The organism is Azospirillum thermophilum, from assembly GCF_003130795.1.
Taxonomy (GTDB): Bacteria; Pseudomonadota; Alphaproteobacteria; order Azospirillales; family Azospirillaceae; genus Azospirillum; species Azospirillum thermophilum.
In genome coordinates this window covers 1,587,477-1,599,883 of the sequence record NZ_CP029353.1, presented here as the reverse complement: position 1 = coordinate 1,599,883, position 12,407 = coordinate 1,587,477, and the positions used below count along the sequence as shown (strand labels likewise).

At 68.1% G+C, this 12,407-nt stretch carries 13 protein-coding genes; 5 read left to right on the top strand and 8 right to left on the bottom strand.

The window, feature by feature from the left end:
• Nucleotide 1 precedes the first annotated feature (1 nt).
• From DEW08_RS13825 to rpsF, 8 genes are all read right to left on the bottom strand, one after another.
• Complete coding sequence (locus DEW08_RS13825) at nt 2–778, bottom strand: MlaE family ABC transporter permease (protein ID WP_109328002.1); 777 nt, start codon at nt 776–778, stop codon at nt 2–4.
• Nucleotides 779–794: 16 nt separating this feature from the next.
• Entirely contained in the window at nt 795–1,910 is a 1,116-nt protein-coding gene (alr, locus tag DEW08_RS13820) for an alanine racemase (protein WP_109328000.1), read from the bottom strand.
• The gene (locus DEW08_RS13815) at nt 1,903–3,426 is read right to left on the bottom strand and encodes a replicative DNA helicase (protein ID WP_109327998.1); all 1,524 of its coding nucleotides are present in this window, start codon (nt 3,424–3,426) and stop codon (nt 1,903–1,905) included. Before DEW08_RS13815 ends, alr begins: the two co-directional genes overlap by 8 nt.
• Before the next feature lie 183 nt (nt 3,427–3,609).
• A complete protein-coding gene (locus tag DEW08_RS13810) occupies nt 3,610–4,857 on the bottom strand; it encodes a cyclopropane fatty acid synthase (RefSeq protein WP_109327996.1) in 1,248 nt (415 codons plus the stop codon).
• Nucleotides 4,858–5,112: 255 nt separating this feature from the next.
• Entirely contained in the window at nt 5,113–5,673 is a 561-nt protein-coding gene (gene rplI, locus DEW08_RS13805; protein ID WP_109327994.1) for a 50S ribosomal protein L9, read from the bottom strand.
• The gene (locus DEW08_RS13800; protein WP_109327992.1) at nt 5,673–6,644 is read right to left on the bottom strand and encodes a DUF2232 domain-containing protein; all 972 of its coding nucleotides are present in this window, start codon (nt 6,642–6,644) and stop codon (nt 5,673–5,675) included. The genes rplI and DEW08_RS13800 overlap by 1 nt, the downstream gene beginning before the upstream one ends.
• Before the next feature lie 37 nt (nt 6,645–6,681).
• Entirely contained in the window at nt 6,682–6,954 is a 273-nt protein-coding gene (gene rpsR, locus DEW08_RS13795) for a 30S ribosomal protein S18 (RefSeq protein WP_109327990.1), read from the bottom strand.
• The gene (gene rpsF / locus DEW08_RS13790) at nt 6,955–7,395 is read right to left on the bottom strand and encodes a 30S ribosomal protein S6 (protein ID WP_109327988.1); all 441 of its coding nucleotides are present in this window, start codon (nt 7,393–7,395) and stop codon (nt 6,955–6,957) included.
• A 436-nt stretch (nt 7,396–7,831) separates the two neighbouring features.
• Here rpsF and DEW08_RS13785 point away from each other — a divergent pair, with 436 nt between their 5' ends.
• The 5 genes from DEW08_RS13785 (at nt 7,832) to fabF (ending at nt 12,390) form a co-directional block, all read left to right on the top strand.
• On the top strand, nt 7,832–8,776 hold the full coding sequence (locus tag DEW08_RS13785) for an acyltransferase family protein (protein WP_245986245.1): 945 nt from the start codon (nt 7,832–7,834) through the stop codon (nt 8,774–8,776).
• 161 nt (nt 8,777–8,937) lie between these two features.
• On the top strand, nt 8,938–9,879 hold the full coding sequence (fabD, locus tag DEW08_RS13780; protein WP_109329851.1) for an ACP S-malonyltransferase: 942 nt from the start codon (nt 8,938–8,940) through the stop codon (nt 9,877–9,879).
• Nucleotides 9,880–9,887: 8 nt separating this feature from the next.
• Nucleotides 9,888–10,625 (top strand): 3-oxoacyl-[acyl-carrier-protein] reductase, encoded by a 738-nt coding sequence (fabG, locus tag DEW08_RS13775; protein WP_109327984.1) that lies wholly within the window; start codon nt 9,888–9,890, stop codon nt 10,623–10,625.
• A gap of 169 nt (nt 10,626–10,794) precedes the next feature.
• Nucleotides 10,795–11,034 carry an acyl carrier protein gene (locus tag DEW08_RS13770; protein WP_109327982.1) on the top strand — a complete coding sequence of 80 codons (240 nt, stop codon included), beginning with the start codon at nt 10,795–10,797 and terminating at the stop codon, nt 11,032–11,034.
• A 93-nt stretch (nt 11,035–11,127) separates the two neighbouring features.
• On the top strand, nt 11,128–12,390 hold the full coding sequence (gene fabF, locus DEW08_RS13765; protein WP_109327980.1) for a beta-ketoacyl-ACP synthase II: 1,263 nt from the start codon (nt 11,128–11,130) through the stop codon (nt 12,388–12,390).
• The last annotated feature ends 17 nt before the right edge of the window (nt 12,391–12,407 follow it).

The window sequence follows — 12,407 nt, the reverse complement described above, 5'->3', positions numbered from 1 at the left end:
CTCACTTGGTCGAGAAGAAGAGGCCGGTGATGAGGTAGTTCCACACCAGGATCAGGATGGAGGCCGACACCACCGCATTGGTGGTCGCCATGCCGACGCCCTGGGCGCCGCCCTTGGAGTGGTAGCCGTGGTAGCAGCCCATCAGCGAGACGATGAAGCCGAACACCGCCGCCTTCACCAGACCGGACACCACGTCGATGGTCTCCAGGAACTCCCAGGTGCGGTTGATGTAGGAGCTGGGGTTGAAGTCCAGCCGGTACACGCCGACCAGAAAGCCGCCGAACACGCCGATGATGTCGGCCACCACCACCAGGATCGGCAGCATGGTCAGCCCGGCGATCAGCCGCGGCACCACCAGATATTTTTGCGGATTGGTGGACAGGGTGGACAGCGCGTCGATCTGCTCGGTCACCCGCATGGTGCCGATCTCGGCCGCCATGGCGGCGCCGATGCGGCCGGCGACCATCAGGCCGGCCATGACCGGCCCCAGCTCGCGGGTCACCGACAGCACCACCACCGTGGCGATGGCGCCTTCCGCCTGGAAGCGGGAGAAGCCGCTGTAGCTCTGCAGCGCCAGCACCATGCCGGTGAACAGCGCGGTCAGCCCGACCACCGGCAGCGAATAGAAGCCGATGTCGATCATCTGCCGCAGGATCTGCCGCGGATAGAAGGGCGGCCGCACGCAGTGCGACAGCGCGGAGGCGGTGAACAGCGCAAGGCGGCCGGTCGCTTCGAGGAAAACCAGGAAGGCCCGGCCGGTGGCGGCGAGGAAACCCATCAGACGGCCCGCACAGTTAGGTCATTGCCGGCGGGTCGAGATAGACCCTGTGGTAGCGCGGCCCGAGCGACGTGAGGATCTCGTATCCGATGGTGCCGCCTTCGGCCGCCACGGTGTCGACCGGGCGGTTGGGGCCGATCAGCTCGACCAGTCCGCCGGGCTGCACGGCCTCCTCGGGCAGGTCGGTGACGTCCACCGTCAGCAGGTCCATGGACACGCGCCCAACCACCGCCGCCGGCCTGCCGTTGACGAACATATGGCCGCGACCGCCCAGCGACCGCAGGTATCCGTCGGCATAACCCACTGCGATGGTTGCAACTTTCCCCTTCCGCTCGACGCGGTGGGTGGCACCGTATCCAACGGTCATAGGGCTGTCAACGTTGCGCACCTGAAGCACCCGGACGTCGAGCCGCACCACGTCGCGCATCGGGTTGTCCAGATGGGGCGTCGGGTTCACCCCATAGAGGGCGCAGCCCGGCCGGGCGAGGTCGAAATGGAAGTCCGGGCCATGGAAGATGCCGGAGGAGTTGGTGAAGCTCGCCTTGGCCTTCGGCAGCCGCGCCAGCGCCGCCTTGAAGCGGTCGAGCTGCTGGCGGTTCATCGGCGAGTCGAACTCGTCGGCGCAGGCCAGATGGGTCATCCAGTAGCGGACGTCGATGCCGTTCAGCCATTCCGGCATGTTCACCAGCGCGTCCAGCTCGTCGGGGCCGAGGCCGAGCCGGTTCATGCCGGTGTCGATGTGGATGACCGCCGCCAGCGCCTTGCCGCGCCTGGCGGCATGGGAGCGCCACGCCGCGACCTCCCCCAGATGGTTCAGCACCGGCAGGATGCGCTGCTCCACCATGTCGCCTTCGGCGCCCGGCGGCAGTCCGCCGAGGCAGAGGATGCGGGCCTCCGGTGCCAGCGCCCGGACCTTCAGCGCCTCCTCGAACTGCGCCACAACGAAGCTGCGGCAGCCCGCGGCGGCGAGCGCCGGGACGACTCGGGAGACGCCGAGCCCGTAGGCGTCGGCCTTCACCACCGCGGCGCATTCCGCCGGGGCGACACGGTCGCGGAGCCGGCGCCAGTTGTCCACCAGGGCGCCGAGGTCGATCGTCAGGATGGCGCTGGCGCGCCGCAAATCGTCAGTCATCGTCATGGCGTCGGTCGAGGTCGCCGAACTTGGTGAACTGGCCGTCGAAGTAGAGACGGACGGTGCCGATCGGACCGTGGCGCTGCTTGGCGATGATCACCTCGGCGGTGTTGTGCACCTCGCCCAGGCGCTGCTGCCAGCGCTGATAGCGGTCGTTGAACTTGTCGTCGCTCTCCTCGGGCCGGCGCGAAGGCTCGGCGCGCTCAAGATAGTACTGTTCGCGGAAAACGAACATCACGACGTCGGCGTCCTGCTCGATCGAGCCCGATTCGCGCAGGTCGGCGAGCTGTGGCCGTTTGTCCTCGCGCAGCTCGACGGCGCGGCTGAGCTGCGACAGCGCCACCACCGGCACGTCCAGCTCCTTGGCGATCGCCTTCAGGCCGCGCGTGATCTCCGAGATCTCCTGCACCCGGTTCTCGCTGCCGCGCGAGGACGAGCCGCGCAGGAGCTGCAGGTAGTCGACCACCACCATGCTCAGCCCGTGGGTCCGCTTCAGCCGGCGGCAGCGGGTCCGCACGGCGGCGACCGACAGGGCAGGGGTGTCGTCCACGTAGAAGGGGCAGCGGGCGAGGTCCTGGCTGGCCTGGACGAACTTGGGGAAGTCGGTGTCGCGGATCTCGCCGCGGCGGATCTTGTCGCCGGGCACCTGCACCTCGTCCGCCAGGATACGGGTGGCGAGCTGCTCGGCCGACATTTCCAGCGAGAAGAAGCCGACCACGCCGCCCTCCGTCCCGCTGGACCGCATATAGGCCTTGGCGGCGTTGAAGGCGATGTTGGTCGCCAGCGCCGTCTTGCCCATCGAGGGACGGCCGGCCAGGATGACCAGGTCCGACGGGTGCAGGCCGCCCAGCTTGCGGTCGATGTCGATCAGGCCGGTGGTGACGCCGGTGACATGGCTCGACCGGCGGAACGCCACCTCCGCCGTGGCGATGGCGTGCTTGACCGACTCGCCGAACGCGACGAAGCCGCCCTGCACGTCGCCGGTGGAGGCGAGGTCGAACAGCTGCTTCTCCGCCTCGCCGATCTGGTCGAGCGCCGTGCTCTCCAGGTCGTGGCGGTATGCCTCGTTCACCATGTCGGTGCCGACCTCGATCAGCTGCCGGCGCAGGAACAGGTCGTGGATGGTCCGGCCGTAATCGGCGGCGTTGACCACCGTGACGACGTTGGCCGCCAGTTCGGCGAGGTAGGCGCTGCCGCCGTCGGGCGCCAGATCCGGGTCGTTGTCGAAATAGGCCTTCAGCGTCACCGGGTTGGCGATCTGCCCCCGGTCGATCAGCGTCGCGATGGCGCGGAAGATGCGCTGGTGCGCCGGATCGTAGAAATGCTCCGGCTTCAGGAACTCGCCGACCTTCTCATAGGCCTTGTTGTTGACCAGGATCGCGCCGAGCAGCGCCTGCTCCGCCTCTTCGTTGCTGGGCGGGGTGCGGTACTCGGCGACGGGCTTCACCGCGCCGACGCGAGCGGAGCCGGCGTCCGGCAGGCGCGGCTCGAAGAGCTGGGTGGTCTTGTCGTCCATGGCCGGCACTCTAGCAAAGCCGGCCGCCGGCGAGCTGTGCGAACGGTGCAGGCCCAGCCGAATTTCTGTGAATAAGTGTTATCCACCTGGGGACAATGACGGGGATAACCGGGACGAACGCCTTGATGCGCCGTCGCCCGGCCGGCCGTGGACCCGAGTCGGCGGCCGGCCGGAATGCCACAGTCAGGCGTGATGTTGCAGCGTCCGCTCCCGCTCCCTCTCCTGCGCCATCGCCTCCTCGCAGCGGACCATGTAGTCGCGGACCATCGGCACCGCGCCGATGGAGCGCGCCAACTGGAGCTGGAAGACCATGTGGCCCTGCGACCGGAAGCTCATCTCGGCGCCCGCCAGATAGAACTCCCACATGCGGCAGAAGCGCTCGTCATACATCGCCTTCGCCTCGTCCCAGTGCGCCACGAAGCGGCTGCGCCAGTGGCGCAGCGTCTCGGCATAGTGGAGGCGCAGGATCTCGATGTCTGTGGACAGAAGTCCGGATTTCTCGACCTGGGGCAGCACCTCCGACAGGGCGGGGGAATAGCCGCCGGGGAAGATGTACTTGCGGATCCAGGGGTTGGTCGCCCCCGGCCCGTCGAGCCGCCCGATGGAATGCAGCAGCGCCACGCCGTCGGGCGCCAGCAGGTCGCGCAGCTTGGCGAAGTAGGTGCCGTAGTGCGGCACGCCGACATGCTCGAACATGCCGACCGACACGATCCGGTCGAACCGGCCGGTCATCTGGCGGTAGTCGCGCAGCTCGAAGGTGACGCGGTCGGCAAGGCCGGCCTCCTCGGCCCGCGCCCGCGCCACCGCGAGCTGCTCGGCCGACAGGGTGATTCCGGTGACCCGCACGCCGGCCTCGCGGGCGAGATACAGCGCCATGCCGCCCCAGCCGCACCCGACGTCCAGGACCCGCATGCCCGGCGCCAGCAGCAGCTTCGCGGCGATGTGCCGCTTCTTGGCCTCCTGCGCCTCGTCCAGCGTCATGTCGGGCCGGGCGAAATAGGCGCAGGAATACTGCATGTCGCGATCGAGGAAGAGCCGGTAGAACGCCTGCGACAGGTCGTAATGGTGCGAGACGTTCTTGCGCGACCGGTCGAGCGGATTGTGCTGCTGCGCCAGCCGCAGCGCCGGCGACAGCGTCTCCAGCACCCGGCCCAGCGCCCCATGCACCTCCGTGCCGCGGGTGACGAGGTCGAGCATGTCGTAGATCGTGCCGCCCTCCACCGAGATGCGGCCGTCCATGTAGGCCTCGCCGAAATGCAGGCGCGGGTTGACGAGCAGGTCGCGCGGCACCCGGTGGTCGTGGAAGCGAAGCGTCAGGGACGGCGTCCCGCGGCCGATCCGCCGGCGGTGCCCGTCGGCATCGACGAGGTCAAGGGCCCCATCCCCGATGGCTTTGGCGATCAACTGGGCGATCAGTCGAGTCAGCAGCATCGTGATACCCTCCGTGTTCCACGAGTGTGTGGACAGGGAAAGACGGGCTGCAATATTTCATCCGGCCAAAACGGCCCGGCTTTCGGTCAATGCAAGCTGGAAATGATCTACTGTTCCGCATAGATGGCTGTGTTTTCAGGTGTTTTACGCAACACAGCCCTGCAAATGCGGAAAGCCGCCCGACCCCGGGCGGGGTGGGCGGCTTCCGGACGAGCGGTTCTGTTCGGAGGCCCGAAGGCTCCGGCCGGAAGGCGATCAGGCCTCCTCGGCGTTCTCCGCGGCAGCCTCGGCATAGTCGGGCTGCTCGTCCTCTTCGACCAGGTCGGCGGCGGTGACCATGCCGCCGCGCTGCGCCTGCAGCTCGGCTTCTTCCTGCGACCGGGCGACGTTCACCGTCACGGTGACGCTGACCTCCGGGTGCAGGACGACGCGCAGCTTGAACAGGCCCAGCGTCTTGATCGGCTGGTCGATCACGACCTGCTTGCGGTCGACCGTGAAGCCGGCACCGGCCAGCGCCTCGGCGACGTCGCGCGGGGTGACCGAACCGTACAGCACGCCGGTCTCGCCGGCCTGACGGATCACCACGACCGACACGCCGTCCATCTTGGTGGCGACGTGCTCGGCGTCCTTGCGGCGCTCGAGGTTCACGGCCTCCAGGTGGGCCTTCTGCTTCTCGAAGACGGCCAGGTTCGCCTTGGTGGCGCGCATGGCCTTCTTCTGCGGCAGCAGATAGTTGCGGGCGAAGCCGGGACGCACCTTCACGACCTGGCCCATCTGGCCGAGCTTCTCGACCCGCTCCAGCAGAATAACTTCCATCACTCGTCCTCCTGACCGGGGCCCGCCGCGGTAAGGCGGCGGCGCAGCCCGATCCATTGCTCGATCATGCCCAGGCCGACCAAAAGCAGGATCGGCCACCCGAAGAGAAACAGGAACAGATAGAACCCGATGAGGATCGGCACGCGGGCCGATCGCCGCCGGGCGAACGCATGCACCACCGAAAGCCCGGCAAAGGCGAAGGGCACCGTCAGGATCAGCGCCAGATTCAGCGCCAGGAAACCCAACGGGTCCGGCAACACCGAAGCAGCCAGGATCGCGCCCAGGAATGCCGGGGCGAGCCACCAGGGCAGGTCGAGGTCGACCAGCCTCATGGCCGGGCGCCGGTTGCGGCCGAACCGCATCAGCGCCCCCTGGGCCAGGGCCGCGTTGACGATCGTCATGGTCAACCACGACACGACAACCAGCCCCGGCAGGGCCGCCGCCATCCACATCGCGTCGGGATCCGGGGCCGTCTGGCCCTGGGCGCTGAAGACCGGCTCCGCGATGCGGGCCAGGATCCGGCGCACCACGCCCTCCAGCCCGCCGGGCTGGTCGAGCGTCAGACCCGCCGCGGCGAGCAGGGCCGCGACCCCCATCCCGACCAGACCCATCAGGGTCCGTCCGGGCGGGTACCATTCAAGTCCCCCCTCGGGGCCGTCTCCGGGAACCACCCTGGCCAGCAGGACCTGCCTGCACACCAGGACGGCCGGGGCCGCCGCGGTCACCAGATAGGTCAGCGGCACGAGCACGCTGCCCGAACTGACGACCATCACCGCCACCGCACCGGCCAAGCCGGCGAGCAGGGCCACGGAGGCTCCCGCCCACAGACCGGCCGCGAACAGCGGCAGCGGCGCCAGATAGCCCAGGATCAGCGCGCCGAACCCGCCGAACAGGACGGCGAGGTAGAAGAACGCGCTGATCAGACCGCCCAGCACGGCAAGCGCCAGAAGGGTGGTCAGGGCGGCGGCCATAGGGACACCTTTGCCTTCGGTCGTCCGTTGCGACGCCTTACTTCACCACGTAGGGGAGCAGGGCGAGGAAACGGGCGCGCTTGATGGCGCGGGCGAGCTCCCGCTGCTTCTTCGTCGAGACCGCGGTGATGCGGCTCGGGACGATCTTGCCGCGCTCCGAGATGAAGCGGGACAGGAGCTTGACGTCCTTGTAGTCGATCGCCGGAGCATTGGCGCCCGAGAACGGGCAGGTCTTGCGGCGGCGGAAGAACGGGCGGCGCGGGCCACCCCCGGTGCGGGCCGGAGCGGCCGTGGTCTGCTTGTCGCTCATTTATGCGGTCTCCCCTTCGGCAGCGGCGGCAACTTCCTGGCGGCGCGGCGGGCGCGGGCCACGGTCGTCGAAGCGGCGCGGGCCGCGGTCGCCGCGATCGCCGCGGTCACCACGCTCGCCCCGGCTCTGCATCATCGCCGACGGGTTGGCATCGAGCGCATCGACGCGGACCGTCATGAAGCGCAGGACGTCCTCGTTGATGCTCATGTTCCGCTCCATCTCGGCGACGGCGGCGGCCGGCGCGTCGAGATTGAACAGGGTGTAGTGACCCTTGCGGTTCTTCTTGATCTTGTAGGCCAGCGTCTTCAGGCCCCAGTACTCGGTCTTGGTGACCGAGCCGCCGTTGTCGCGGATGATCTGGGCGAACTGTTCGCCGAGCTGCTCGGCCTGCGCGGCCGAGATGTCCTGGCGTGCGATCAGCACGCACTCGTAGAGCGCCATTTTACTCCCCATGGCTGTTCATGGTCCGGCGCTGCTCCCGCATCCGCCCTGGATGAGGTCAGCCGCCCGGGCCTAGCCGACGGCATGCCGCCGGCAAGGAGCTCGAAGCGGCGGACTATACACAGAACAACCCTCCGGGCAAGCCTTATCTTCTTGTCCGGCAAGTCCCGCCTGCCCCGAAAGCCGGGGTCGCCTGGAATTGGCACCACTCCCGTCAAGCCTGCGTCTCCGACGCGAAATCGCGAACGCCAACGGGCGGGGCCGGGAACTCCATGGCATGAGTTCCAATGCATTTTCTTCGATTTCCGAACTTGATTCTAGCTTGGGTTCAGCCATTGGGCGGCCGGCCTCGACGCGCCGCCCCGATCCCGGTCCCGGAATGGGGGGAGTTATGCAGAGCCCCGAGAAGCCCTATCGTGTTGTCGAATTACGCGGATTGGCCTGTCTGCTGCTGGTCGCCTACCATGTCGTCGGGATCCCGGGCGCCGGGATGCAGGTGGGTGACGATTCGATCTATCGTTACGCGACCAGCAGCTTCGACCTGATTCGCATGCCGGTCTTCACCTTCCTGTCGGGCCTGGTCTACGCCTACCGGCCGGTGCGGCGGGCCGAACTTGCGGAGTTCTCCCTGAAGAAGCTGCGCCGGCTGGGGGTCCCCTTCCTGATCATCTCCACTCTTTTCTATCTGCTGCAGACCCATGCGCCGGGCGCCCACGGAACGTTCGCGCCGGCGCAGATGTGGCGGATCTACCTCTTCCCCTATGCCCATTTCTGGTACCTGCAGGCGCTGCTGCTGATCTTCGCGATGGTCGCCGCGCTGGAGGTCGCCGGCCTGCTCGACCGGCCGGAGCGCTTCATCATCGCGTTCGTGGCGTCGGTCGCCGGCTGCCTGACCTTTTGGACCGACTCGAACCTCTTCTCGGTCGACATCGCCGTCACGCTGCTGCCGCACTTCCTCCTGGGGCTGGCGGTGACGCGGTTCGGCGCGCAGGTCCCGCGGGCGGCGCGGGTCTGGGCGGCGGGCGTCGCGCTGGCGGCGGGGGTCGCGGTGCATCAGGCGTCGCTGCTCGGCTTCCTCGACTACAGCTTCGGCTGGAACAGCGGGGTGGCCCTGCTGTGCGGCATGGGCGGTGCGGTGACGCTGCTGCATGCGATGCCGCACAGCCGGATCTTCCGCCTGATCGGCAGGTCGTCCTACCCGATCTACCTCCACCACGCCCTGTTCACTGCCGGGGCGCGGATGGTCCTGCATCGGATGGGCGCGGGGGATCTGGTGGTGTTCCTGGTCGCATTGGTTGCCGGGATCACCGGGCCTATGATCCTGGAATCATTGGCGTCCTTGCGTCCTTTGACGCGCGTTACGTTGATCGGAAAGGCCTGAGAACGGACTTGTCCGGGCTTTTGTGGATCATGATTTGGCGGATGAAAGGGATCGGGATCACGCGCGTCGCTTGACTTGACCAGAAGGGCGGGTATGACTGTCGCGCAATCTGCCGTGCCGCCAGGGGGTGGCCGGCCTTTCATCCAGGGTTGTTCCGCAGCATGACCAGGGCGTTCGTCTTTCCGGGGCAGGGCAGTCAGGCCGTCGGCATGGGCCGTGAGCTGGCAGAGGCGTTCGAAGTCGCACGCCACACCTTCGAGGAGGTGGACGACGCGCTGAACCAGCGCCTGTCGCGCCTGATGGTCGAAGGGCCGGAGGCCGACCTGACGCTGACCGAGAACGCCCAGCCCGCCCTGATGGCGGTCAGCGTCGCCGTCATGCGGGTGCTGGCTTCCGAAGGCGGGGTCGATCTGTCCAAGCATGCCGCCCTCGTCGCCGGCCACTCGCTCGGCGAGTATTCGGCCCTCTGTGCCGCCGGCGCCTTCACGCTGGCCGACACGGCCCGGTTGCTGAAGCTGCGCGGCCAGGCCATGCAGAAGGCGGTGCCGGTGGGCAAGGGCGCCATGGCCGCCCTGCTGGGCGCCGAGCTGGAGCAGGCGCAGGCCATCGCCGCCGATGCCGCCCAGGGCGAGGTCTGCACCGTCGCCAACGACAACTCCTCGGGCCAAGTCGTCCTCTCCGGCCATGCCGAGGCGATCGATCGCGCCATCGTGCTGGCGGCCGAGCGGGGGCTGAAGCGCTCCGTCCGCCTGCCGGTCAGCGCCCCCTTCCATTGCCCGCTGATGCAGCCGGCCGCCGACGCGATGGCCGAGGCGCTGGCGAAGGTCACCATCTCCGCCCCGGTCGTGCCGGTGGTCGCCAACGTCACCGCGTCGGCCGTGTCGGATCCCAACGAGATCCGCCGCCTGCTGGTGGAGCAGGTGACCGGCATGGTGCGCTGGCGCGAGAGCGTTCTGTTCATGAAGGCTCAAGGCGTCGACACGCTGGTGGAGATCGGCTCCGGCAAGGTGCTGGCCGGCCTGACCAAGCGAATCGACAAGGAGCTGTCGGCGGTGTCCATCGGCACCCCGGCCGACGTCGAAGCCTTCCTCAAGACCCTGTGAGGCAATCCATGTTCGACCTGACCGGCAAGTGCGCGCTGGTCACCGGGGCCTCCGGTGGCATCGGCGCGTCGATCGCGCGTGCGCTCTACGCGCAGGGCGCCACCGTCGCCCTGTCCGGCACCCGTGTTTCGGCGTTGGAGGAGCTGGCGGCCTCGCTCGGCGAGCGGGCCAAGGTGGTCGCCGGCAATCTGGCCGACGCCGCCGCGACCGAGCAGCTCGCCAAGGATGCCGAGGCCGCGCTCGGCCGCGTCGACATCCTGGTGAACAACGCCGGCCTGACCCGCGACCAGCTCGCGCTGCGCATGAAGGACGAGGACTGGCAGCAGGTCATCGACGTGAACCTGACCGCCGCCTTCCGCCTGTCGCGCGCCGTGCTGCGCGGCATGATGAAGCGCCGCTGGGGCCGCATCATCGGCATCACCTCCATCGTCGGCGTCACCGGCAATCCGGGGCAGGCGAACTACGCCGCCTCCAAGGCCGGCATGATCGGCATGTCGAAGGCGCTGGCCGCCGAGGTCGCGTCGCGCAACGTCACCGTCAATTGCGTCGCGCCGGGGTTCATCACCACGGCGATGACCGACGCCCTGAACGACGAGCAGAAGGGAAAGCTGCTCGCCGCCATCCCGGCCGGCCGCATGGGCGAGCCGGGGGAAATCGCCGCCGGAGTCGTGTATCTGGCGAGCGAAGAGGCCGCCTACGTGACCGGCCAGACGCTGCACATCAACGGCGGCATGGCCATGATCTGAGGCGGCAAGCCATAGTGAGGCGCCGGAGCCGGCCAGCCCCCGCGGGCGCTGGTCAAGGCTGACGAAATATGTTATCGGACTGGGCTTTTCACGGCAGGACGGCACGTTCCCGCGTGGTGCTCCGACCGGATTATCCCGAGCGGTTTCAAGGATTGGAAGGTCAAAAAAGATGAGCGACATCGCCGAGCGCGTGAAGAAGATCGTGGTGGAGCACCTGGGTGTGGAAGAGGCGAAGGTGACGGAGAACGCCTCCTTCATCGACGACCTCGGCGCCGACAGCCTGGATACCGTCGAGCTGGTCATGGCCTTCGAGGAAGAGTTCGGCTGCGAGATTCCGGACGACGCCGCGGAGAAGATCCTGACGGTGAAGGACGCCATCGACTTCATCAATGCGAACTCCGCCTCCTGATAAAGGGCGGCACACTCCGATGGCCAGCCGCCACGGTTGCCGTGGCCTGGCCGTCGCCGTGATTCCGAGAGGACAAGGTCAAGGAAGATTCCCATGAGACGTGTCGTCGTCACCGGCCTCGGTCTGGTCACGCCGCTCGGTGTGGGCCATAAACTCAACTGGGAGCGATTGGTCGCCGGCGAGTCGGGCATCCGGGGGATTACGGGTTTCGACGTCTCCGACCTTCCCTCCAAGGTGGCCGGGCAGGTTCCGCGCGGAAGCGGCGAGGGGGACTTCAACCCCGACCTCTTCGTTCCGCCCAAGGACCAGCGTAAGATGGATGACTTCATCCTCTACGCGATCGCCGCGGCCCACGAGGCTATCAAGGACTCCGGCTGGCAGCCGCAGACCGAGGAGGAGCGGGAGCGGACCGGCGTGATGGTCGGTTCCGGCATCGGCGGCCTGCCCGGCATCGCCGACGGGGCGGTCACCCTGCACGAGAAGGGGCCGCGACGCCTGTCGCCCTTCTTCATCCCGGCCTGCCTGATCAACCTGGCTTCCGGCCACATCTCCATCAACCACGGGTTCAAAGGGCCGAACCACGCGGTCGTCACCGCCTGCTCGACCGGCGCGCACGCCATCGGCGACGCCGCCCGGCTGATCATGTGGGACGACGCCGACGTGATGGTCGCCGGCGGCACGGAGGCGGCGGTGAGCCGTCTGGGTGTCGGCGGCTTCGCGGCCATGCGCGCGCTGTCCACCAGCTTCAACGACACGCCGTCCAAGGCGTCGCGTCCCTATGACAAGGACCGCGACGGCTTCGTCATCAGCGAAGGCGCCGGCGTCGTGATCCTGGAGGAGCTGGAGCACGCGAAGAAGCGCGGCGCCCACATCTACGCCGAAATCGTCGGCTACGGCCTGTCGGGCGACGCCCACCACATCTCCGCCCCGGCGGATGACGGCAACGGCGGCTTCCGCGCCATGACCGCCGCGCTGAAGCGCGCCGGCCTGTCGCCGGCGGACATCGATTACGTCAACGCCCACGGCACCTCCACGCCGCTCGGCGACGAGATCGAACTGGGGGCGGTGAAGCGCCTGTTCGGGTCGGCCATGGACAAGCTGGCGATGTCCTCCACCAAGTCGGCGATCGGCCACCTGCTGGGGGCCGCCGGTGCGGTCGAGGCGATCTACTCGATCAAGGCGATCAACCACAGCATCGTCCCGCCGACGCTCAACCTGGAAAATCCGTCGGACAGCTGCCTGGGCGTCAATCTGGTGCCGAAGGTCGCGCAGGAGCGTCGCGTCCGCGCCGCCCTGTCGAACTCCTTCGGGTTCGGCGGCACGAACGCCTCGCTGGTCTTCAAGGAGTTCGCGTAGATCCGCGAACTCCGGAG

Excerpts from the sequence above, each read along its gene's own strand:
- DEW08_RS13825 (WP_109328002.1), bottom strand. The coding sequence starts at position 778 with ATGGGTTTCCTCGCCGCCACCGGCCGGGCCTTCCTGGTTTTCCTCGAA.
- alr (WP_109328000.1), bottom strand. The coding sequence starts at position 1,910 with ATGACTGACGATTTGCGGCGCGCCAGCGCCATCCTGACGATCGACCTC.
- DEW08_RS13815 (WP_109327998.1), bottom strand. The coding sequence starts at position 3,426 with ATGGACGACAAGACCACCCAGCTCTTCGAGCCGCGCCTGCCGGACGCC.
- DEW08_RS13810 (WP_109327996.1), bottom strand. The coding sequence starts at position 4,857 with ATGCTGCTGACTCGACTGATCGCCCAGTTGATCGCCAAAGCCATCGGG.
- rplI (WP_109327994.1), bottom strand. The coding sequence starts at position 5,673 with ATGGAAGTTATTCTGCTGGAGCGGGTCGAGAAGCTCGGCCAGATGGGC.
- DEW08_RS13800 (WP_109327992.1), bottom strand. The coding sequence starts at position 6,644 with ATGGCCGCCGCCCTGACCACCCTTCTGGCGCTTGCCGTGCTGGGCGGT.
- rpsR (WP_109327990.1), bottom strand. The coding sequence starts at position 6,954 with ATGAGCGACAAGCAGACCACGGCCGCTCCGGCCCGCACCGGGGGTGGC.
- rpsF (WP_109327988.1), bottom strand. The coding sequence starts at position 7,395 with ATGGCGCTCTACGAGTGCGTGCTGATCGCACGCCAGGACATCTCGGCC.
- fabD (WP_109329851.1), top strand. The coding sequence starts at position 8,938 with ATGACCAGGGCGTTCGTCTTTCCGGGGCAGGGCAGTCAGGCCGTCGGC.
- fabG (WP_109327984.1), top strand. The coding sequence starts at position 9,888 with ATGTTCGACCTGACCGGCAAGTGCGCGCTGGTCACCGGGGCCTCCGGT.
- DEW08_RS13770 (WP_109327982.1), top strand. The coding sequence starts at position 10,795 with ATGAGCGACATCGCCGAGCGCGTGAAGAAGATCGTGGTGGAGCACCTG.
- fabF (WP_109327980.1), top strand. The coding sequence starts at position 11,128 with ATGAGACGTGTCGTCGTCACCGGCCTCGGTCTGGTCACGCCGCTCGGT.